This is a genomic window from Streptomyces vastus (assembly GCF_039532825.1).
Taxonomy (GTDB): Bacteria; Actinomycetota; Actinomycetes; order Streptomycetales; family Streptomycetaceae; genus Streptomyces; species Streptomyces vastus.
Genome location: NZ_BAAASJ010000047.1, coordinates 1 through 22403, shown reverse-complemented (window position 1 = coordinate 22403; position 22403 = coordinate 1). Strand labels below are relative to the sequence as shown.

At 69.7% G+C, this 22403-nt stretch carries 16 protein-coding genes and 3 pseudogenes; 10 read left to right on the top strand and 9 right to left on the bottom strand.

Annotation, left to right across the window (positions count from 1 at the left end):
* From ABD357_RS23790 to ABD357_RS23775, 4 genes are all read left to right on the top strand, one after another.
* The coding region (locus ABD357_RS23790) for an extracellular solute-binding protein (RefSeq protein WP_344392759.1) at positions 1 to 502 on the top strand (502 nt) is incomplete at its 5' end.
* A gap of 46 nt (positions 503 to 548) precedes the next feature.
* The gene (locus ABD357_RS23785; protein WP_344392758.1) at positions 549 to 1490 is read left to right on the top strand and encodes a carbohydrate ABC transporter permease; all 942 of its coding nucleotides are present in this window, start codon (positions 549 to 551) and stop codon (positions 1488 to 1490) included.
* On the top strand, positions 1487 to 2407 hold the full coding sequence (locus ABD357_RS23780) for a carbohydrate ABC transporter permease (RefSeq protein WP_344392756.1): 921 nt from the start codon (positions 1487 to 1489) through the stop codon (positions 2405 to 2407). The genes ABD357_RS23785 and ABD357_RS23780 overlap by 4 nt, the downstream gene beginning before the upstream one ends.
* A 23-nt stretch (positions 2408 to 2430) precedes the next feature.
* Positions 2431 to 4602, top strand: a complete 2172-nt coding sequence (locus tag ABD357_RS23775; protein ID WP_344392754.1) for a hypothetical protein — start codon at positions 2431 to 2433, stop codon at positions 4600 to 4602.
* A gap of 27 nt (positions 4603 to 4629) precedes the next feature.
* On the opposite strand, the pseudogene ABD357_RS23770 reads toward ABD357_RS23775, so the two are convergent.
* Together ABD357_RS23770 and ABD357_RS23765 are read right to left on the bottom strand one after the other, a co-directional pair.
* A pseudogene (locus ABD357_RS23770) lies at positions 4630 to 5049 on the bottom strand (TerC family protein); the annotation flags it as partial.
* A gap of 140 nt (positions 5050 to 5189) precedes the next feature.
* Positions 5190 to 7202 (bottom strand): GDSL-type esterase/lipase family protein, encoded by a 2013-nt coding sequence (locus ABD357_RS23765; protein ID WP_344392752.1) that lies wholly within the window; start codon positions 7200 to 7202, stop codon positions 5190 to 5192.
* Positions 7203 to 7394: 192 nt separating this feature from the next.
* On the opposite strand from ABD357_RS23765, the gene ABD357_RS23760 reads away from it, so the two are divergent.
* Positions 7395 to 8867 carry a glycoside hydrolase gene (locus ABD357_RS23760; RefSeq protein ID WP_344392750.1) on the top strand — a complete coding sequence of 491 codons (1473 nt, stop codon included), beginning with the start codon at positions 7395 to 7397 and terminating at the stop codon, positions 8865 to 8867.
* Between the two features lie 40 nt (positions 8868 to 8907).
* Here ABD357_RS23760 and ABD357_RS23755 read toward each other — a convergent pair whose 3' ends face one another.
* The gene (locus ABD357_RS23755) at positions 8908 to 9861 is read right to left on the bottom strand and encodes an LLM class F420-dependent oxidoreductase (RefSeq protein WP_344392749.1); all 954 of its coding nucleotides are present in this window, start codon (positions 9859 to 9861) and stop codon (positions 8908 to 8910) included.
* Between the two features lie 751 nt (positions 9862 to 10612).
* Here ABD357_RS23755 and ABD357_RS23750 point away from each other — a divergent pair.
* Positions 10613 to 10837: pseudogene (locus ABD357_RS23750) on the top strand (response regulator transcription factor); the annotation flags it as partial.
* A 20-nt stretch (positions 10838 to 10857) separates the two neighbouring features.
* On the top strand, positions 10858 to 11196 hold the full coding sequence (locus ABD357_RS23745; RefSeq protein WP_344392748.1) for a VOC family protein: 339 nt from the start codon (positions 10858 to 10860) through the stop codon (positions 11194 to 11196).
* A 22-nt stretch (positions 11197 to 11218) separates the two neighbouring features.
* Here the strand turns inward: ABD357_RS23745 and ABD357_RS23740 are convergent, their stop codons facing one another.
* The 5 genes from ABD357_RS23740 to ABD357_RS23720 form a co-directional block, all read right to left on the bottom strand.
* A complete protein-coding gene (locus tag ABD357_RS23740; RefSeq protein ID WP_344392747.1) occupies positions 11219 to 12064 on the bottom strand; it encodes an aldo/keto reductase in 846 nt (281 codons plus the stop codon).
* Between the two features lie 77 nt (positions 12065 to 12141).
* Positions 12142 to 13860, bottom strand: coding sequence for an IlvD/Edd family dehydratase (locus tag ABD357_RS23735; RefSeq protein WP_344392745.1), 1719 nt, complete (start codon positions 13858 to 13860; stop codon positions 12142 to 12144).
* Positions 13861 to 13939: 79 nt separating this feature from the next.
* On the bottom strand, positions 13940 to 14860 hold the full coding sequence (locus tag ABD357_RS23730) for an HpcH/HpaI aldolase/citrate lyase family protein (RefSeq protein ID WP_344392744.1): 921 nt from the start codon (positions 14858 to 14860) through the stop codon (positions 13940 to 13942).
* 22 nt (positions 14861 to 14882) lie between these two features.
* Positions 14883 to 16100 carry a CaiB/BaiF CoA transferase family protein gene (locus tag ABD357_RS23725; RefSeq protein ID WP_344392743.1) on the bottom strand — a complete coding sequence of 406 codons (1218 nt, stop codon included), beginning with the start codon at positions 16098 to 16100 and terminating at the stop codon, positions 14883 to 14885.
* Between the two features lie 332 nt (positions 16101 to 16432).
* Entirely contained in the window at positions 16433 to 17359 is a 927-nt protein-coding gene (locus ABD357_RS23720; RefSeq protein WP_344392742.1) for a LysR family transcriptional regulator, read from the bottom strand.
* Positions 17360 to 17535: 176 nt separating this feature from the next.
* Between ABD357_RS23720 and ABD357_RS23715 the strand changes: the two genes are divergently transcribed.
* The 3 genes from ABD357_RS23715 (at position 17536) to ABD357_RS23705 (ending at position 22073) form a co-directional block, all read left to right on the top strand.
* The gene (locus ABD357_RS23715) at positions 17536 to 18906 is read left to right on the top strand and encodes a CitMHS family transporter (protein WP_344392741.1); all 1371 of its coding nucleotides are present in this window, start codon (positions 17536 to 17538) and stop codon (positions 18904 to 18906) included.
* Between the two features lie 59 nt (positions 18907 to 18965).
* The gene (locus ABD357_RS23710) at positions 18966 to 20531 is read left to right on the top strand and encodes a CocE/NonD family hydrolase (protein WP_344392739.1); all 1566 of its coding nucleotides are present in this window, start codon (positions 18966 to 18968) and stop codon (positions 20529 to 20531) included.
* 150 nt (positions 20532 to 20681) lie between these two features.
* Positions 20682 to 22073, top strand: coding sequence for a phosphoinositide-specific phospholipase C-related protein (locus ABD357_RS23705; RefSeq protein WP_344392738.1), 1392 nt, complete (start codon positions 20682 to 20684; stop codon positions 22071 to 22073).
* Between the two features lie 18 nt (positions 22074 to 22091).
* Here ABD357_RS23705 and ABD357_RS23700 read toward each other — a convergent pair.
* Positions 22092 to 22316 (bottom strand): annotated as a pseudogene (locus ABD357_RS23700) (dienelactone hydrolase family protein); the annotation flags it as partial.
* Positions 22317 to 22403: the final 87 nt, after the last annotated feature.

The following is a 22403-nucleotide window of genomic DNA, read 5'->3' as shown; positions in this document are numbered from 1 at the left end:
CCCCTGGCGCACGGGCAGACCCACGACCGACTCCGCCAGTCATCACAACGCCCGCCAACTCGGCGCCAAAGCACGAAAGTTGGAATTAACCACCAAGATCCCCACCGAGGGCAAGGTCGGCTTCGTGCCCTTCGCGGGCAAGGGCGCCACGCTCGGCGCCGAGATGCTCGCGGTCAACGCCAAGAGCACGCACACCACGGCCGCGTGGAAGCTGATCGAGTACCTCACCAGCAAGGACGTCCAGGTCACCCGGGCACTGGCGGCCGGCAATCCGCCGTCGGTGTCGGCCGCGTACAGCGCCGAACTCTTCAAGGAGGCGCCGTACTTCAAGGAGGTCGAGAAGGTGGCCAAGGTCGCCGTCCAGCGGCCCGTGTCGCCCAACTACCCGAAGGTGTCGGACCAGTTGCAGACCATGCTGTCCTCCGTCGTGTCCGGCCTGACCGCACCGGACAAGGCACTGTCCGACGCGGCTCCCAAGGTCCGGGACGCGGCCAATGTCTAGCGCCACCCATGCAGCAGACCGGCCGCCGCGGTGCGAGCGAAGCGAGATGGGGGTCCCCCCGGCCGGAGGCTGGGGGAGCGCCGCGGCGGCGGACCGGCGGCTGGGCTGGCTGCTGCTGACGCCGACCCTCGTGATCCTGCTCGCGGTCACGGCGTTCCCGCTGGCGTACAACCTGTGGAACTCGGTGCGCCACGTCGAACTGGCCGATCCCACCGCCGACGGTTTCGCGGACCTCGGCAACTACCGCGACGTGTTCGCCGACCCGGCGTTCCGGCAGGCACTCGCGAGGACCCTGGTGTACACAGCGGTGTCCGTCTTCACGCAGATGATCGCCGGGCTCGTCGTAGCCCTCGTACTGCACCGGCCCTTCCGCGGCCGCGGCTGGGTGCGCGCCGCCGTCCTGGTGCCATGGGCCGTCCCCACGGTGGTGGCGGCCACGTCCTGGAAGACGATGCTCGACCCGCAGACGGGCTTCGTGAACCAGGCGCTCAGCGCCCTGCATCTGCCCGGCGCCGACACCAACTGGCTCGGCGGCGAGTGGACGGCGTGGGTGGCGATCGGCGTCACCGACGCGTGGAAGACCGTGCCGTTCGTGGCCATCATCCTGCTCGCCGGGCTCCAGGTGATCCCGGACGAGCTCTACGAGGCGGCCCGGATCGACGGCGCGAGCGCCTGGCAGGCCTTCTGGCGCGTCACCCTGCCCCTGCTCAAGCCGGCCCTGCTGGTGGCGCTGATCTTCCGTACGCTCTCCGCGCTGCTGGTATTCGACGTCGTCTTCATCCTCACCGGCGGCGGTCCGGGCAACACGACCGAGACCCTCTCCTACATCAACTGGCGCGAGTTCCTCGTGGAGACCGACTTCGGTACGGGCGGCGCGGTCTCCGTCGTACTCGTCGTGCTGTCGCTGCTCGTCGCGGCCGGGTACGTCCGGATCTTCCGCACCGACGGCGGCGACAGGACCGACAGCAGCCGGGAGGCGGCCCGATGACCGGACAACTCGACGTGGCCCGGCGCCCCGCCCCGGCGCCGACGGCCAAACAGCACCACGCCCGGAAGTCCGCGCGCGACCGCCGACGCAGGGCCGCGGCCTGGCGGCGTACGGGGTTCGGCCTGCTCGTGACGGTCATCGTCGCGGTCGCGCTGTTCCCGTTCCTGTGGATCCTGCGGACCTCGCTGATGAGTTCGCAGGAGTTCTCCGAGGGAGTCACCGGCTTCCTGCCCAAGGACCTCACCTTTGCCAGCTACGGCGACAACCTCTCCGACCAGAACTTCCTGCGCCCGTTGCTCAACAGCCTGCTCATCTGCCTGGTCAGCACCGCGCTGTCGGTGGTGTGCGCGACGCTGGCCGGTTACGCGCTGTCCCGGCTGCGGGTACGCGGCGCGGGCATCGTCCTCGGCTTCGTACTGTTCGCCGGGTTCTTCCCCGTGCTGGCCATGGTCGGCCCGCTCTTCCTCGTCTACCGCAACCTCGGCCTGCTGGACTCGCCGGGCGGGCTGGTCCTCGCGTACATGGTCTACACGCTGCCGATCGCGACCTGGCTGCTGAAGAGCTTCTTCGACCAAGTGCCGCGCAGCCTGGAGGAGGCGGCCATGGTCGACGGAGCCAGCCGCCTGCAGGTGTTGTGGCGGATCGTCGTCCCGGTGGCGATGCCCGCGGTCTTCACCTCCGCGATCATCTCCTTCATCCTCGCCTGGAACGACTTCGCGTTCGCCCAGTCCTTCCTGCAGACCCCGGAACAGTTCACCGCGCCGCTGGCGATCGTGAACCTCGGACAGAGCCAGTTCCAGGTCTTCTACAACCGCATCGACGCCGCGGTCGTCCTCATCACCCTGCCCGTCGTCCTGCTCGTGCTGTTCGCGCAGCGGCGCATCGTGTCGGGCCTGACCGCCGGAGCCGTGAAGTGACCCGCCATCAAATGACCAGTCCCGTGATCGATTTCAGGCACGCGCCCGCCTCCTCCTGGACACTGCTGTGCCGGCCGGACGACCCGCACAAGAGTCTCGTACGAGAGGACGGCGCCCTCCTCTACGGCTTCCACGCGAGCGGCTTCGACGCCTGGTCCTTCGCGCGGACGGTGGAGTTCTCCGCGCAGACCACGCACCGTCCCGTCCGGATCAGCCAGGAGACGGAGAGCGCCAGGCGCGCCATCGTCCGTACGGTCGTCGCGTACCCGAACCAGACACTCGAACTGACCACGTTCGCGCACTATGACGGGGCGGCCCGGTACGACGTCGTCCTGTGGACCGTCAGGGCGGCGCCCGGGGTGGACGAGATCCTCACCGGTCTGCACATCGACGCGTATCTGCGGGGGGAGACGCTCGCGAGCGTCGGATCCCGCCACGAGGTGTACGGCCTACCTGTCGACAAGGCGCCCGCCACCCCGGACTGGACGGACGGACTGCCGACCGTCGACGCGGCCCCTCCGGACGCCTGGCGCCTGCTGTCCCGCGGCCATTCGCTGACCGGCGGTTCCGCTCGGGGGTTCCGGCCGGCCGACGGACTGGTCACGCGGCCGGTGCTGCTGCGGGGCGGCGAGAGCGTGAGCGGGGCGGTCGTCGTCCCGCTGACCGAGGGCGACCTGGACCTCGACCAGGCGTACGCCGCGCTGCGGGCGGAGCGGCGTTACTGGGATCAACTCGACGTCCAGCGGCTGCCGTTGACCGTGCCCGACCCCGCCGTACAGGACATGCTCACCGCCTGCGCCCGCAACATGCTCCAGGCCCGCGAGATCGAGCAGGATCTGCCGGTGCTGCACGTCGGTCCGACGATCTATCGGGGGCTCTGGCTCGTCGACGGCCACTTCCTCCTGGAGGCGGCGCGCTATCTGGGGTGGGACGACACGGCGGACGCGGGCCTCGAGGTGCTGATGCGGCGCGTCAGGCCGAACGGCTCCATCGTGCAGCTGGACAGCGAGCCGTACGTCAAGGAGACCGGCATCGCCATCGCCACGCTCGTACGACAGGCTGAACTGACCGGTAGCGCCGAGGAGTTGCGTCGGCGCTGGCCCACCGTCCGGGCGGCCGTGACCCACATCGCCGAACTGCGCGAGCAGGCGGCCGAGTTGCCCGCCGACCACCCGCTCCGGGGCCTGCTGCCCGAGGCGTTCGGGGACGGTGGGCTCGGTGGCTGTCGCGCCGAGTACACCACCACGATGTGGATCCTGACCGGCCTTCGCTACGCGGTCACCGGCGCCCGCATGCTCGGCGAGTGCGCCGACGCCGAACGCTTCGGTGACCTCTTCGAGAGCCTGCTCGCAGCCTTCCAACGGTCCGCCAAGGCCCAGCGGCGTACCACCGAAGACGGTCTGCGGTACCTCCCGATGAACCTGCCGGGCAGCGGCGAGCATCAGTTCGTACCGCATCTCCCGGGCAGCCAGGTGCCGGTCTGGCGACGCATCCGGCCGGAGACCGCGACCTGGGCGCTGTGCCATGCCATCTGGCCCGGCGAGGTCTTCGTCGCCGACGACGAGGTGGTGTGCGACCTGCTCGACCTGTACGAGGTCCGCGACGACGAGCAGGGCATCCCGGCCACCACCGGCTGGCTGCCGTACCAGGCCGTGTGGACGTACCAGGCATCCTTCGCCGCGCACGTCTGGCTGTACGCGGGCCGCCCCGACAAGGCGGCCGACTACCTCTACGCCTTCGCCAACCATGCCTCCCCGACCCGCGTCTGGCGCGAGGAACAGCCGCTGACCGGCAGCGGGCACCTCCAGGTCTGCGGCGACATGCCACACAACTGGGCATCGGCCGAGTTCATCCGCCTGGTGCGTCACCTGCTGATCTTCGAACGTGGCGCAGGCCTTGACCTGCTGCCGGGAGCGCCCGCGCACTGGTTCCGACCGGGCGCCGAGATCCGCGTCGAAGGCACACCCACCCGCTTCGGCCGGGTCGACCTCGACGTCCACGCGGGCGAGGGCCGGCTGGAGATACGGGTCCTACGGCAGGGACCGGGCACCACGCCCGCGCGCCTGCTCCTGCCCGCACGCTTCAGCCACGGGATACGGCTCGACGGCGCTGAGGCGACGGCCCTGCCGGATGCTGCCGGGATCCAGTTCGACCTGCCGGACGGGCTCCCGGTCCGCGTGGCAGCGGAAGCCTGACGGGAGACCGAGGGGCAGCGCCCCGGATCAAGCCGTGCGGTCCGGCTGACTCGCGGTCTCGGAGTCGTCCGCCTTCCGCCCTGCCGCCGCTGCCTCGTTGTGGAGTACCTGCTTCTTCGAGGCGCGCAGGCTGGTCACCGTGGTCACGGCTAGGACCAGGACGATGAAGCCGAGCGAGAACGGGATGGAGATCTCCGGCACATGCACGCCGGACTCGTGCAGCGCGTGCAGCACCAGCTTGACGCCGATGAAGCCGAGGATGACCGACAGTCCGTAGCCGAGGTGGACCAGCCTCTTGAGAAGGCCGCCGATGAGGAAGTACAGCTGGCGCAGCCCCATCAGCGCGAACGCGTTGGCGGTGAAGACGATGTACGGGTCCTCGGTCAGACCGTAGATCGCGGGGATCGAGTCCAGCGCGAACAGTACGTCCGTGGAGCCGATCGCCAACGTTTCGTTCCTCCGGGGAGGTGCTCGTGAGAATCATTCTCACCAGCGGGGCGTTTTCGCAACGCCCCGCTCATCCTCCGGAACAGGTGGCGCATCGCTGTGACCTGGGACTTCTTGTCATGCTTGTCCTGTTCGGGCGGTCAGGCGCCGATTCTGGCCGCGATGACCGGTGCGAGCCTGTCGGCGATCGCGCGATGACCCTGGTCATTGGGATGGACCGAGTCCGTGAGGTCGCCCGAGCCCAGCCAGCCCGTCGTATCGACGAAGGAGACCCGCAAGTCGCCGCCGTCGACAGCTGATTTCACGGCCGCCTCGGTCTGCGGGACGAACCGTCCGCGGAATGTCTCCAGCGCGAAGATCCAGGCCTGCGGATAAGCGGCACGGACCTTGCCGAGCAGACTGCTGTACGCCGACTGGAACTGCGCGGCGCTCACCCCGTGGCCGACGTCATTGGTGCCGAGGTTGATGACGACCGCGTCCGCCCGGTAGCGGTCGAAATCCCAGTCAGGGGTGGACGCGTTGGGATTGAGCTTGCTGAACTGCCGCTCCAGGCCCACGCATCCGTCCGCCGCGGCGACCAGACACGCGCCGCCCTGGGCGATCTGCGTGTGCTCGGTACCGAGTCGCTCTCCGATCAACCAGCCATACGCGGTACGGGCGTTCTGCGAGGATGTCGTGCCCACCGTGATCGAGTCGCCGACGAACTCGATCAGCTTGCCCGGCGCCGGCGGTGCGAAGGTCGTCGCCCCACTGTCGAGTACCAGCCCCTGGAACACGGCGTCGCCGCGATAGGAGCCCGCCACCACCTGGTAGTTGACCTGGAGGGTGTGGTTCCCGGCGGACAGTGCCGACGGAGTCAGGTTCACCGTCCCCTTGACGTCGTCGTAGAACTTCACGGGCCCGTCGTCGATCCGCGCCCAGAAGTCGATCGTGTTCCGCTGCTTCAGCTGCACGGTCCTGCCGGTGAAGCCGACCCGGTAGTACGCGCCCGCCCAGTACGGGGTGTAGAGGGCGCTGGAGCTCTGCGTGTCCCAGCGCCCGACGAACTTGATGTTGGGATCGCCGGGCTGACCGGGAGCCGCCGCCTTCACGGGACTGGCCGTGGTGCTGCCCAGCCGGGAGCTGATGACCGGTGCGAGGCGACTGGCGAACTTGCTGTGACCCGCCTCGTTGGGGTGTCCGTTGCCGTCCTCGTAGTCGGCGCCGTCGGTGAGCCAGCCCGTGGTGTCGACGTAATGCACCTTGGCGTCACCGGAGTTGTTGCGGGCGCTGACGGCGGCCCTGGTCTCGGCGACGTACCGCTTCTTGAGCGTCTGCACCGCGAAAAGCGCCGCGTTCGGATACTTGGCGCGGATGTCGCGCAGGAACGCGGTGTACGCCGACTGGAACGCGGCGCCGGACACGCCGTGTCCGATGTCGTTGGTGCCGAGATTGATGACCACCGCGCTCGCCTGGTAACGGGAGAAGTCCCAGTTCTGGGTGCCGGTGCTGCCCGTCCTGAAGAACTGGCCGCTCAGACCGGTGCACCCGGACTGGGCGACGAGGCAGTAGCCGGCGCGGGCGATCCGGGTGTGCCGCATCTTCAGCTGCTCGCCGGTCTTCCAGGCGTACGAGTCGAGCGCGAGCCGGTCGGTGAGGGCGCCCGCGGTGATGGAGTCGCCGACGAACTCGATCAGCCCGGACGGCGTGGCCGGAGCGACCGTGCGTGCGCCGGAGTCCAGTACCAGGCCCTGGAAGACGGTGTCGCCGGAGCGGTAGGAGATGCGCAGGGTGTGGGTGCCCGCGGGCAGCGGCTGGGGAGTGAGGTTCACGGTTCCGCGTACGCCGGCGTGGAAGACGTCCGGCTTGCCGTCGATGCTGACGTAGAAGTTGACCGCGTCCCGCGCCTTGACCCGCACTGTCGTGCCGGTGAAGGACGTCTGCAGGTAGGTGCCGCTCCAGTGGGGGGTGGCGGCGGTGCCGGAACTGGTGTCCCAGCGCCCGACATAGGCGATGTTGGGATCGGACACCGAGCCGTCGCCCGGTGCGGCCCCCGCGGGAGAGCCGCTGCCCGCCCAGGACAGCAGGCAGGCGACGAGAGCGACGGTGAGGACGGCTTGCAGCGCGCGTCTGGCTCGGCGGCACAGTGCGCGCATGTCGGGGGTGGTCTGCACGGAGTTCCCTTTCAACCGAAGGGCTGGGAGCGCTCCCAGTAGCAGCTTTTCGAGAGAAGCAATGAAACGGGTGAGCGTCAAGGGATCCGACGGACCCAATGGAAAGCGCTGTCATAGCTCTCGACAAGCCCTACGGCTGCGGCCCATCCTTCAGCAGACGCGTGGCATGAGCGCGACAGAAGGGACTTCTCCATGATCAGACGCAGGGCACTACTGGCTGCGGCGGGCGGTACGTTCCTCGGTAGTGCCCTGGCGACGGGCACCGCCCGGGCCGACGCGACCATCGCGGTCAACCCCGGTACGACGTACGGACGTTGGGACGGCTGGGGCACTTCCCTGGCCTGGTGGGCGAACGTGTTCGGGGCGCGCGACGACTTCGCCGACGCCTTCTTCACCACCAAGTCCGTCGCCTACAACGGCCGTACGCTGCCGGGTCTGGGCCTGAACATCGCCCGCTACAACCTCGGCGCGTGCAGCTGGAACAGGGTGGAGGGCGCCACCATGGTGGCCTCGCCCAACATCCCCCGCTTCAAGCAGATCGAGGGCTTCTGGCAGGACTGGAACAACGAGGACCCGGCGTCCTCCGCCTGGAAGTGGTCCGCGGACGCCCCCCAGCGCGCCGCGCTCGTCAAGGCGACCGCACGGGGCGCGGTCAGCGAGCTGTTCGCCAACTCCCCGATGTGGTGGATGTGCCTCAACCACAACCCCTCGGGCGCCGCCGGCGGCGGCAACAACCTCCAGTCCTGGAACTACCGCCAGCACGCCTCCCACCTGGCCGCCACCGCCCTGTACGCGAAGAACGACTGGGGCGTGAACTTCGCGACCGTCGACCCGTTCAACGAGCCCTCCTCCAACTGGTGGACGGCCACCGGACGGCAGGAGGGCTGCCACATGGACGCCACCGTCCAGTCGGCCGTCCTCCCGCATCTGCGGAGCGAACTCGACAAGCGCGGGCTGACCGGTACGCGGATCTCGGCCTCCGACGAGACCAGCTACGACCTGGCGCGTACGACATGGAACTCGTTCAGCTCGTCGACCAAGGCGCTGGTCAGCCGCGTCAACGTGCACGGCTACCAGGGATCGGGCGGCCGGCGCGACCTCCTCTACACCGACGTCGTCACCACGGCACGCAAGCAGCTGTGGAACTCCGAGTACGGCGACAGCGACGGCACCGGCCTCACCATGGCGAGCAACCTGTGCCTGGACTTCCGCTGGCTGCACCCCACGGCCTGGTGCTACTGGCAGGTGATGGACCCGTCCGCCGGCTGGGCGATGATCCACTACAACGAGAACACGCTCCAGGCGGGCGCCGTCCAGACGAAGTACTACGTGATGGCCCAGTTCAGCCGCCACATCCGCCCCGGCATGACGATCCTCGACACGGGCGTCGGCTACGCGGTGGCCGCCCTGGACACGGCGGCCCGACGCCTGGTCATCGTGGCCGTCAACACGGGCGCGGCACAGACCCTGACCTTCGACCTCTCCCGCTTCGGCACGGTGGCCGGCGGCACGGGCGGTCTGGTCCGCCGCTGGAACACGGTCACCGCAGGGGGCGGCGACCTCTACACGGAACGCGCGGACACGTACCTCAGCGGCAAACTGCTGCGAGTGCCGTTCGGGGCGGGTGCGGTGCAGACGCTTCAGGTGGAGGGCGTGGCGGTGTGAGGCGCCGACTGCCGAGCCGAGCCTGAGGCACTGCGTGCGGTCACGTGGCCAGCGCTGTCAGTGTGCGCTCGCCCCCGGGATCGCCACTGGTCGCGGGGACGAGCGCGATCTCGTCGAGTCCGGCCGCCGCGTAGGCGTCCATACGTGAGCGGACCGCGTCGATGTCGCCGACGAGGCCGACCGTCGTCGCGGCCTCAGGCGGCAGCGCGGCCAGCAGGGTCCCGGAGTCGGCGCCCGTGCGGGCCAGCTCCACGGCTTCGCCGAACCCGGCCGCGGCGAGCATGTCGCTGTAACCGCGGACGGAGAGGTAGCCGACAAGGCTGCGCAGGATCTGCGTACGGGATTCGGGCGTCGGATCCACGGCCGCGGGCAGCCAGGCGGCCAGCCGAGGCGGCGTACGGCCCGCTCGTTTCGCCGCGGCGTCGAGCTTGGCGCGGAGCTCGCCGACCTGCCCGGGGGAGACCACGTCGAGCACCATCCGGTCGGCATGCTCCGCCGCGACGGCGATGGCACAGTCGCCGAACGCCGCGACCGTGAGCGCTCCGCCGGGCGGCGGCAGCCGTCGCCGGAAGCCGCTGCCGGGCGTGATCTCCTCGCCCGGCTCGCGCCTCATGAGGTCCCGTACGGCCTCGGCGCTGGAGGCCAGGACGGTGGCGGCCCTGGCGCGCGACCGGCCGTGCACACCCTCGACGACCCGGACACTGGAGGCGCCGAGGGCCACGCCGACCGGGCGGCCGACGACGGCCGCGACGGCTGCGGCGCCCCGCACGATGGTCACCGGATCGCGGACGGAGACCGGGACAGGGCCGACGGTCAGCGCGACGTGATCGGTGGCGAGACCGATGGTCGTCGCGAGGACGAACGCGTCCCACGTGGGCCCTTCGCCGACCCACACCTCGCCATATCCGAGCCGGTCGGCCACCATCGCGATACGCAGGGGCTCATCCGTCGGGCTGTCGTCCTCACGGGCTGCGGCTACCACGGTGACATCCATGAATCGCACCGTAGTGCGGTGCTGTCCGCCGGTGCAGGGCACACAAAAGACCTACGAGACGGGCTCCCTGCGCCGGCATTGTCCGGATCAGGTTCAAGGGGTCGCTCGCCGGTCTCTCGACCTTTGAGCCTCTCAGCCCGACAGTCGCAGTCGGCCCGAGCGGAAGCCGAAACTTTCCGCCGAAGTCGGCTACTCCCGTCGAACTCCCTCGCTCGTCCCGTAGGCACTTTTAGTTTAGCGCGGTCCATAACATATGAAACCCCCCAAATCAAGATTTTTCCCTGGCTCCGCCCGGCGCGGGCTGCCGCCGACGTGGAGGGGGACCGCTTCCTGCCGAGGTTCACCCTGTCGCGGCCGGTTGCCGTGCGCCATCGCGACCGCGTCTTCCTCTCTGCGTGTACTCCACAACGAGTCGCTACGCCGACCACTCCCTCCGGGTGGAGGTATTGAACAGTGGGTCCAGTGTGCTGACTGGGGCACGGCCGGGTGAGAAGACCGGACGTTCGGGCGCCGGTGGCACGGACAGGCGGACCGGCAAAGCGAGCGTCGGCGGGTCCGCGCCGCCGCGAACCGGGAGCGCCTCGTCGAGCGTTTTGCCGGAGGCGAACGTGGGCGCAGTGCCGGAGGCGAACGTGGGCGCAGTGCCGGAGGCGAACATTGGCGTGGTGCCGGAGGCGAACGTGGGCGCAGTGCCGGAGGCGAACATTGGCGTGGTGCCGGAGGCAACGATGAGTGCCGAAGCACCGAAGCGGCGCCCCCGCACCGCGACCTCGCCGCCCTGACTCCCCGGGAACTCGAAGTCCTCACCCTCCTGGGCCGCGGTCTCTCCAACGCCGAACTGGCCGCCGAGCTGACCCTCAGCGAAGCCACCGTGAAATCCCACGTCGCTCGCATCTTCGCCAAGCCCGCCCTCCGCGACCGCGCCCAGGCCGTCGTCCTCGCCTATGAGACCGGGCTCGTGTCGCCGGGCGCTTGACAGGCGCTTAGCATGGCCGGATGTCACTCGATTTGTTCGCCGGGATGTACGTCCGCGACTACGAGGCCGCGAAAGACTGGTACGCGCGACTGCTGGGGGAGCCGACCTACATCGCGTCCGACACGGAAGCCGTGTGGGAGCTTGCCGAGCACCGGTTTGTGGCGATCGAGCAGAACGCCGAGCACGCCGGTCACGGCATCCAGACGATCTTCGTCGAGGATTTCGACGCCCGCGTCGCGCAGATCGCCGAGCGCGGCATCGAGACCGTGAAGCGGGAGACCTACTCCAACGGCGTGCGCAAGGCTCTGTACCGCGACCCCGACGGCAACGAGATCGGCTTCGGAGGAGCTCCCTCCTAGGCACGGCTTGGCTGCCGTGGGCCTACACCGTTGCCAGCGCGGCCAGTTGGTCGAGGCGGTCACGGTGGGACGAGGTCAGCTGGAGGTGTTCCGCCGCGAGGTTCTCCTCCAGGTGGTCGATCCGGGCGGTGCCCGGGATCGGCAGGATGACCGGCGAGTGGCCGAGCAGCCACGCGAGCGTCACTTGCGTAGGGCTGGTGTCGAGCTCGGTCGCCACAGCGGCGATCTCAGCCCGCTCGCCCGACGTGCCCCACGCGACGGGCCGCCACGGCAGGAACGCGATCCCCGCCGCCTCGCAGGCCGTGAGCACGGGCTCGTGCTCGCGGTCGAGTACGTTGTAGCGGTTCTGCACGCTCACGACGTCGATGATCTCCCGCGCCTGTTCGAGTTCGGCGACGGTGATCTCGGACAGTCCGACGCGGCCGATCTTGCCCTCGGTCTGGAGTTCCCGCAGCGTGCCGAGCTGGTCGGCCAGGGGTGTCTCCGGGTCGATGCGGTGCAGCTGGAGCAGTTCGAGCCGCTCGACGCGCAGTCGGCGGAGGGCGTCGTCGACCTGAGTGCGCAGCACGGAGGGCCTCCCGTCGAGCCCCCACTCACCCGTCTCGGCGGATCGCGCGACGCCCACCTTGGTGGTGATGAGCAGCTCTGGCGGGTAGGGGTGCAGGGCCTCGGCGAGGAGCTCTTCGTTGGCACCTCCGCCGTACAGATGCGCCGTGTCGATCAACGTGACGCCCAGCTCGACGGCCCGCCGGGCGACCGCGATGGACGCTTCACGGTCGGGGGCGGGCTCGGTCGGCAAGTGCATGGCGCCGAACCCGAGTCGTCGTACGTCAAGATCCCCGCCGATGCGAAACGTGGTCGATGTCAACTGCTGTCTCCGTCTCCTCACTCAAGAGGCCACGCTAACAGCGCAGTTGGGATAGCGGTTGGGATACATGACCTGGCTCAGTGCGATTCACGGCTCACCGCCGACCCCGAAGAACCGGTCAGGAAGTCGAGGTCGGCGCCAGTGTCCGCCTGGGTCACATGGTCCACGTACAGGCGCTCCCAGCCCCGTCCGGGGTTCGCGAATCCGTCGAGGGTCGTCTTGTTGGGCGTACGCAGTGCCAGTTCGCTGTCGTCGACCTCGAGGGTGAGTGTGCGTGCGGGAACGTCGAGAGTGATCCAGTCGCCGTCGCGTACCAGCGCCAGTGGACCGTCGGCGGCGGCCTCCGGGGCGACATGGAGGACGACCGTTCCGTACGCCGTGCCGCTCATCCGGCCGTCGCAGATCCGCACCATGTCGCGTACGCCCTGCTCCAGCAGCTTGCGCGGCAGGGGCATGTTCGACACCTCGGGCATACCGGGGTAGCCCTTGGGGCCGCAGCCGCGCAGCACGAGCACGGAGTCGGCGTCGACGGGCAGATCCGGGTCGTCGACGCGGGCGTGGAAGTCCTCGATGTGGTCGAACACGACCGCTCGGCCCCGGTGCTGGAGCAGCTCGGGCGAGGCGGCGGCGGGCTTGATGATGGCTCCGCTCGGGGCGAGGTTGCCGCGCAGCACGGCGATGCCCGCGTCCGGTTTGAGCGGCGTCTCGAGGGGGCGGATCACTTCCCGGTCCCAACTCTCCGCGTCGTCAAGGAAGTCGACGAGGGGCCGCCCGGTGACGGTGGTCGCCGTGGGGTCGAGCAGGTCGCGGACCTCGCGGAGCACCGCGAGGAGTCCGCCCGCGCGGTGGAAGTCGTCCATGAGGTGTGTGCCCGCCGGCAACAGGTCGACCAGGAGCGGGACATGAGATCCGATCCGGTCGAAGTCGTCCAGGCTCAGCGGTACGCCGAGCCGGCCGGCGATGGCCAGCAGGTGCACGACGGCATTGGTGGACCCGCCGGTGGCCGCGAGCGCCACGATCGCGTTGTGGAAGGAGGCGGCGGTCATGACGTCGGCGGGCGTGCGCTGCTCGGCCACCAGCTCGATGGCCAACTTCCCTGTCTCATGGGCGGCTTCGAGGAGACGGCTGTCGGGAGCGGGCGTTCCGGCCAGTCCGGGCAGCGTCATGCCGAGCGCCTCCGCGACGACGGCCATCGTCGACGCCGTACCCATCGTGTTGCAGTGCCCCCGGCTGCGGATCATGGACGACTCGGAGCGGGTGAAGTCCTCCTGGGACAGCGTCCCCGCGCGGACCTCCTCGCTCAGCCGCCAGACATCCGTCCCACAGCCGAGCGGCCGGCCGCGGAACGTGCCGGTGAGCATCGGGCCGCCGGGTACGACAACGGCGGGCAGGCCCACGGAGGCGGCGGCCATGAGCAGGGCGGGGATCGTCTTGTCGCACCCTCCGAGGAGTACGACACCGTCGATCGGGTTGGCGCGGAACATCTCCTCCGCCGCCATCGCGGCCATGTTCCGCCAGAGCATGGCGGTGGGCCGCATCTGGGTCTCGCCGAGCGAGACCACGGGCAACTCCAGCGGAATGCCGCCGGATTCGTGCACACCGTCCCGTACGGACTTCGCGACCTCGCCGAGATGGGCGTTGCAGGGGGTCAGATCCGAGGCTGTGTTCGCGATGGCGATGTGCGGCCTGCCGGAGAAGGCGTTCCGGGGAAGGCCGCGTCGCATCCACGCACGGTGGATGTAGGCGTTGCGGTCCGTCCCCGCGTACCACTGTGCGCTGCGCAGTTCAGGCGGCATCCGTCGTCCCTCCGGCGCGCTTGCGGGCGTTGGGTTGGAGCGGTTCACGCTAGTTCAGTGCAAGGGCCACTGACCAGAGTCAGTGTGTGGCCGTATGCCGCTCCAGCACCAGCCGTGCCGTCGCGGCCATGGCCTCGTCCACCATCTGGCCCTCGAAGGACACCGCGCCCTGGCCGCGGGCCTGGGCCTGCTCCACGGTGGCGACCAGGCGGGCATAGCGGGCGAGTTCCTCGGGGCCGGGGGAGAAGGCATCGTTGATGACGGGGATGTGGGAGGGGTGGATGGCCATCATCCCCTCGTATCCGAGCGAGCGGTTCTGTTCCGCGAAGGCACGCAGGCCGTCCAGGTCCGCCAGGCGGGTCCACAGGCCGGTGACCGGGTGGGGCGATTCCGCCGCCCGGACGTCCAGCAGGACGCGGGAGCGGAGCGGGAGGGTTTCGGCTCCCTCCGGCGTCCAGCGATAGCCGACGGCACGTTCGACGTCGCCGCCGGGCGCGGTGAGGGCGCCGAGGTAGGCGACTCGCGCGGCGGCGGAGGCGATGTCGTGGGCCTCGCGCAGTGCTCGAGCCGTCTCCAGCAAGGGTACGAGCGCCAACTGGCCCCGAGGCAGGCCCTGTTGGTCCTCGCACCAGGTGAGCAACCGGTCGGCGAACCGTACGTCCTCGGCGCAGCCCACCTTGGGCAGGACGATGCCCGACAGACCCTGGCGCGCGACCATGCGCAGTTCCTCGGCTCCCGCCCAGCCGTCGAGCGGGTTGATCCGGACGAACAGTGCCATGCTCTCCGGCGGATCCCCGGCGGCCCGCGCGATGGCCTCCACCACCGCGGCACGGGCACCCGCCTTGGCCTCCTGCGGTACGGCGTCCTCCAGGTCGAGGATCGCGGCGTCGGCACCGGCCGCGCGCGCTTTGGGCAGCCATTCCGTCCGGTTCGCAGGGACGAAGAGCAGGGAGCGCAGCGGGGGCCGGTCCGGTGTCCTCACTTCCGTGCTGTACGACACCCTGTCTCCCGCGTATCCCGGCTTACACGACACCTTGCTTCTCAAGGTCGGTGAGTTCCTTCTCGTCGAGTCCGAGCCACTCGCGGTAGACGAGGCGGTTGTCCTGCCCCAGGGCGGGACCGGTGCGCCAGACCCGCCCGGGGACCTGACGGAAGTGCGGGATGACCGCCTGCATGCGTACCGGTCCCAGGTCGGGATCGTCGACGGTGACGATGTCGCCGCGTTCGGCGTACACGGGGTCGTCGGCGATGTCGGCGGCGCTGAACACCCGCGAGGCCACCACCTCACCCCGGGCGAACTCCTCCAGGCACTCGGCGGTCGAGTGCTGTGCCACCCAGGTGCGCAGCCCCTCGTCCAACTCGCCGCGCCGCGCGTGCTGTTGCCGCGTCGTGGCGAACTCCTCCTCGGGCAGCCCGAGCAGCCGGGCCACATTGCGCACCGAGCGCGGCGTCGCGGAGGTCACGGTGATCCACTCGTCGTCACGGGAACGGTAGGTGTTGATCACAGCGGCGGGAGCGACCGCCAGCTGGTTGCCGGCGCGCTCGGGCACCTCTCCCAGCTGGTCGTGCACGATGACCTGCCACTCGACGAGCCGGAACAGCGGCTCGAAGAGCGCGAGGTCGATCCATTCGCCGTCGAAGTCGGGGTCGTGGTCCCGGCGGTGGAGGGCGGCGAGTACGGCGTACGCGCCCATCAGGCCGGTCACGGCGTCGCCGTGGGAGAAGCCGGTGTGGACGGGCGGCCCGTCGGGGAATCCGGTCAGCTGCACGACCCCGCTGCGGGCCTCGCCCATCTTGCCGAAGCCCGGGGCGTCGGCCTGTGAGGAGGTCGCGCCGAAGCCGGAGATCTGCAGCAGTACTGCTTTGGGGTTGATGCGGTGCACGGACTCCCAGTCCAGCTCCCAGGTGCGCAGGCGCCCGGCGCGCAGGGTGACGATGACGACGTCTGCCCAGGCGACGAGCCGGTGGGCGACGGAGCGGCCGGACTTGTGGTGCAGATCCAGGGTCACGGAACGCTTGTTGCGGCCGGCGACCTTGAACCACAGGGGGACGCCGTCTCGTTGCGGGCCCATCGCGCGGGCCGCGTCTCCCGTGCCGGGGGGTTCGACGTGTACGACGTCGGCGCCCTGGTCGGCGAGCATCGAGCCGGCCAGGGGACCGGCCACCACGTGGGCGAACTCGACGACCTTCAGCCCGCGTAGTTGTCCCTGTCCGCCGGGGTCTCGGCGCTCATCCGGCACCGTTGCACTTCCTCGTCATCCGGGTTCTCCCTTGTTGGGTCTCGGGGATTTCAGCGTGCCGAAGCGGAGAAATGCCTGTCCAGCAAAGGAAGTCGATCAATCCATGCGGGTTGTGCATGAATGGGGGTTGTTTCGCCCCCGCCGCCCCTACCCGTCCCATCCCTGGGGCCGGCCCCAGACCCCGCTGGGGCTGCGCCCCAGACCCCCAACCCGGTTCGTACCTGGCTGCGGGTCCGTCGTGGCTGGTCGCGCAGTTCCCCGCGCCCCTGAAGGGGCGCGCCCCGCGGCGGAGCCGAGCATTGATACAGCCCCGCGCCCCTGAAGGGGCGCTCTTACTCGGACCACGCCACCCCGTCCGGCAGTTCGTGCCCCTGGTCGCGCAGCGCATCCAGCGTTTCCAGCAGATGGTGGGCTGCCAGTGGCAGGGTTCGGCGGGTGCGCAGGGCGATGTCCAGGCGGCGGTTGACCGCGGGGGCGACCAGAGGGCGGCAGGTGACCTGGCCCGTGCCCGTGAGGGGCAGTACCAGGGCGGGGAGGGCGGAGACTCCCAGGCCCGCTGCCACCAGGCCGCCCACCGTGGCGATGCTGCCGGCCTCGGCTGCCGGCTCCGTGTGTGCGTCGACCTGGGCGAAGGCGGCGTCGGTGAGTCTGCGTACGCTCGAGTCGCGGCCCACGGCGAGGAAGGGCTCGCGGGCCAGGTCCTCCCAGGAGACCTCGGCGCGCTCGGTGAGCGGATGGTGTGGCGGGAGCACTGCCACGAACCGGTCGTGGACCAGCGGCCGTTGCTCCAGTTGGTCCGACGGTCTGCCGACCGTGGTGATCGCGAAGTCCGCGTCGCCGCTGAGGACCCGGTCCAGCACCGACCGCTCCAGGCCGTCGAGGATGCGCACGGCCACCTGCGGCCGCTGCGTACGGAACTGGGTGATCACCCGCGGCAGCAGGACAGCGGCGACCGACGGCAGGGTGGCCACGGCGACGGTTCCCGATTCGCCGAGCAGGAACCGCCGTAGTTCTTTCATGCCCGCTCGATGTGCGTTCACGATCTGCTCGGCTATCCGCAGGGCCTCGACTCCCGCCGCGGTCAACTGCACATTGCGCGTGTCTCGTTCGAGCAGCTGTGCGCCGAGCAGCCGCTCAAGGTCCGCCACGGCGCGGCTGAGCGACGACTGCGATACGTGCATCTGTGCGGCGGCGGCGGTGAAGCTGGCCGCCCGGGCGACGGCCGCGTAGGCCGCGAGTTGGCGCAAGGTGGCATCCATGGCCGGAGGATAGGCGCACGGCTTCCGCATTGATGCGGAGATCGCATGAGTTGATCCCGGTTCGATGCTGGACACCGATCTGTTGCCGCTCGGAAACTCTCCCGCGACAGACCGATGCTCCAGGCCCTCGCTTTCCCGCCGCCAGGAGCCGTCCCCCGAGAAAGCGAGCCGACTCCATGCTGGCAGCCCTGGGCTACACCACGATCGGCCTCTTCTTGTTGCTGACCATGACCAAGCGCGTCTCGGTCCTGGTCGCCCTGGTCCTGCTCCCGGTGCTTGCGGCACTGGCCGGCGGCTTCGGGGACGAGCTGGGCGACCTCATCCTGGACGGGCTGACCACGGTGGCCCCGACAGGCATCATGATCGCCTTCGCCGTCCTGTACTTCAGCCTGATGGTGGACGCGGGCCTCTTCGATCCACTGATCCGCGGCATTCTGCGGGTGGTTCGCAACGACCCGCTGCGCATCACGGTCGGCACCGCCGTCCTCACGATGTGTGTGGCACTGGACGGTGACGGGGCCTCGACGTTCCTCATCACCGTCTCCGCCCTGCTGCCCGTCTACAAACGACTCGGCATGAGCCCGCTGGTGCTGTCCGGGGTCGTCTGCCTGGGTGCGGGAGTCATGAACATGATTCCCTGGGGTGGTCCTACCGTCCGGGCCATGGCGGCGCTGAAGCTGGAGAGTTCGGAGGTCTTCACGCCGGTCCTGCCCGCGATGGGGTTCGGTATCGCGTGGGTTCTGGTGGCCTCGTATCTGATCGGCCGTCGGGAGCGTCGCCGCCTCGGAATGCTCGACTCGCAGGACCACGACCGTACGGAGGACGACCGTACGGAAGAGGCCGCCGAAGGCCGGACGGAAGCGGGCGCACGTCCCACCGCAGGCGCGGGAGACGGGCCGGGGACTCTTCGCGTGCCTGCGCCTGCCCGGCCCTGGCTGACCGTCTTCAACCTGGTGTTGACCATCGCTCTCGTCGTCGGCCTGATCCTCGAAGTGATGCCGCTCCCCGTGCTGTTCGTGCTCGGGTTCGCCGTCGCCATGCTGGTCAACCACCCCACGTGGGAGCAGCAGCAGGCCTTGCTGGACAAGCACGCCAAGAGCGTGGTCCTGGTCACGACGATGATCTTCGCGGCCGGTGTTCTGACCGGTGTCCTCACGGGCACCAAGATGATCGACTCGATGGCCGAGGCGCTCGTCGGCGTCATCCCGGACGCGCTCGGCGGGCATCTGCCCGTCCTGGTGGCCCTCACGTCCATGCCGCTCAGCCTGGTCTTCACCCCGGACGCCTACTACTTCGGCGTCCTCCCGGTCCTCGGCCAGACGGCCGACGGCTTCGGTGTCCCCCCGGCCGAAGTCGCCAGGGCCGCCATCCTCGGCCAGATGACCACCGGCTTCCCGCTCAGCCCGCTCACCGCCTCCACCTTCATCCTCGTCGGCATGAGCGGCGTACAACTCGGCGAGCACCAGCGCTTCATCTTCCGCTGGGCCTTCGCCACCACCCTGGTGATGACCGCCGGAGCGCTCATCACCGGCGCCTTCTCTCTCTGATGCTTCTCCCTCTGACGCGGTGCCAAGGAATCTGACGCGGTGCCGAGGAAAGCGTGCGCATGAACCCACAGCGAGACAACCCGCCGCTGTCCCGACGAACCCTGTGCTCCCTCGGACTTGCTGTGCCCCTGGCCGCCGTCCTGCCGTCACGGGCCGGCGCCGTCAGCGGGCCCGGGCTCCCTCCCGACCCTTTCTTCGCCTACGACCGCCCCGCCCGCTACGAGGTCGTACGCGAGGACGTCGAGGTGCCCCTCCGCGACGGCAGCCACCTGGCAGGCCGGTTGTACCGGCCGGGAACCTCCGCCGGACGGCCCGCCGCCGGCACCTTCCCCGGCATCGTGTACGAGTACACGGCCTACGCGGACAGTGCCGACGCCTTCGGCGAAGGTGCCGCCTACTTCGTGCGCCGTGGCTACAACGCCGTCGTCTGCCAGGTCCGGGGATCGGGCGAATCACCGGGCACCGTCGACCCGTTCAGCCCTCAGGAGCAGCGCGACAACTACGACGTCATCGAGTGGCTCGCCCGCCACCCCGCCTCCACCGGACGCATCGGCCAGATGGGGGTGAGCTACGGCGGTCACACCACGCTCCTGGCCGCGGTGAACCGACCGCCCCACCTGAAGGCCGTCATCCCGGTCAACGGCATCCACGACTGGTACGAGAACACCATCTACCGAGGCGGCATCTACTCCCCGCGCATCCGTGAATGGCAGCAGACGGTGGCACCCGGCACGCTCCGCACCTACGCCGAGCACCCGTTCTACGACGGCTTCTGGCGGGGGCGCAGCGTGATGTCCCGCTGGGAGAACCTCACCGTGCCCACCCTCGAGATCAACGGCTGGTACGACCGCTACCGCGACGGCATGGTGAAGAACTACCGGGCCCGCCCGCACAACGTGTGGCTCGTGTCCGGCCCCTGGGAGCACGGCTCGCCCGAAAGGCAGTACGCGGGAATCGGCAACGGCGCCTACCTCGCCTGGTGGGACCGCTGGCTGGCCCGTGACCGAGGCGCGCCGCTGCCGGCCACCCACGTCACCTCCTACGAGGTGCCCGGCCCCGGAGCGGGGAGGGGCTGGCAGCAATTCGAGCAGTGGCCACCGCGCGACGCCCGGGCGCTCACCCTGCGGCTGGGTCGGAACGGAATCCTGCACCCTTCGGCGGCAGCCCCCGGCATGGCGGCGTTCGACGTGAACACCGGCACCACACCCCCGGCGGAGCACGAGCAACTGGCCTTCAGCACACGGCCGTTGCGCCACGACCTGGTGCTCGCGGGAGACGCCCTGGCCGACATCCGCGCCTCGTTCACCGCCGCCGACGGCAACATCGCGGCCGTGCTGTACGACCAGGCGCCCGACGGCACCAGCACCCGGATCACGGAAGGCTGGCTCAAGGCGAGCCACCGTCACACGCACACCCGGCTGTCCCCGGTGAAGCCGGGCACCACCTACGCACTCGGCGTGCACATCTGGCCGGTCCACTACAGGGTGTCCGCCGGCCACCGGCTGACGCTGCGCATTTCCAGCGACGACTACCCGCAGATCGACTCCGACGTACCCGCGGGCCGGGTCTCGGTGCGCACCGGGCAGGCCGGATCCACGCTGCGTCTCACGGTCATGACGGGCTGACCTCTGGCACCCGCCGACCGGATACGGCACCATGACGGGCCGTACCGCACGAGGATCACTGCGTTGTCGTAGCCGATCGCCAACTCCGCAGCTGCGTACCGGAATTGACCGGTATGCGGCCGCATCCTCATGCAGCGGAAGGGACCCCCCATGCTCCGGAACCGTCGCCCCCTGCTCGCCGTCACCGCCGCGGGCGCGGCGCTGGCCACCGTCTTCGTCGCCCCCTCGCCCGCCTCCGCCGCGGAGGTGCCGGGCGTCGGCGCCTACTACGTACAGAGCGCGACCACGGGACTGAACGCCGCCGACGGCGGGGGAGCGGTCGTCCAGCGCAACCCCAGGGGCAACGAGGACCGCCAGCAGTGGACGCTCCGGCCGAGCGGCGCCTCGTACGTGCTGGAGAGCACCGATACGGCGGGCAGTTGTCTGGGCCGTTCCGGAGACCAGGCCAGAACCGTGGCATGCGCGAGCGCCGACGCCGCGTGGGAGGTGAGACCGAACGGAGCCGACCAGTACACCCTCAAAGTCCCCGGCGCCGAGCGCTACTTGACGGTCGGCGCCAAGCCGCCCTCCGGGGCCAACTACCCCGCCCAGCTGGTCGTGGGCCCGCCCGTCGCGGGCCCGGCGGGCGGCCTGGCCAACTGGTACCTCACGCCGGTGGCGTCACCGACCGCTCCGATGCCTGCGCCGGACCACCGCACCCTGGACCAGGTCACGTTCCTCACCTCGCACAACGCGTACGCGAACGGTGTCGACGGCGGCTTCGCCCCGCCCTTCGTGAACCTTGTGCCGAACCAGACTCGCGGAATCAACCAGCAACTCACCGACGGCGTACGGGGGTTCATGCTGGACATCCACCAGACACCGGATGGCGCGATCCTGTGCCACAACAGCTGCACACTCGTCAGCAGCCCGGTCGCGCTGTGGGTCGACCTCCAGCGCATGGTGGACTTCCTGAAACAGAACCGCAGCCAGTTCATCACCGTGTTCCTCGAGGACTACGTCGATCCGGGCGTCCTGCGCAGTGAACTGGCTCGGGTGAACGGCCTGTCCGATGTCCTCTACCGCCCGGACCAGACCGGCGTACGCGCGGGCGGCTGGCCGCGGATGGCGGATCTGATCGCCGCCAATGACCGCCTTCTCATATTCAGCGACCACAGCCGGTCCTCCGACCAGGCCGCGGGGCTCACCCGGGACACCTTCGGTGTGATGTACCAGCGCGAGTGGACCGTCGAGAACTACTGGTCCATGGGGTCCGGCATCGGCACCTCCGACTGGTCCTGCTACAGCCGCTGGTACGACGCCAACACCAACATCCCGCTGACCCGCACGGCGCCGCCCTTCCGCCCGCTCTTCGTCATGAACCACTTCCGCGACGTCCCGATCGCGGGCACGGCCACCACCGACAACACCAAACTCACCGACCGCGCCCAGCGCTTCTGCCAGCCGGCCGCCCGCAAGAAGCCCAACTTCCTCGCGGTGGACCGCTATGACCTCGGCTCGTCTTCGTCGGCGGTGGCCACCTTGAACACGTACACCTACTGAGTCACGTACGGAGGGAACTCAGCCCAGCCGTGCGCGCAGGAACTCCACGGTGCTGCCCCAGGCCAGGGCCGAGGACTCGGGGTCGTGGACCTCGGGGCGGCCGTCGTTGAAGAAGGCGTGATCGGCTGGGTAGAGGCGGAAGTCCGGGGTGATGCCGGCCTGCCGATGGATCGTCTCGCGGAGGATGTCGAGGCTCTCGGCGGGGATGGCGGCGTCGCGTTCGCCGTAGTGACCTAGGGCCTGTGTGATGTCGTGATCAATCGGCTGTTCGCAGGATGTCTTCGAGCCAGATCATCGAGGCGCGGAGTTCGAGGCCTGCGAGGTAGCTCT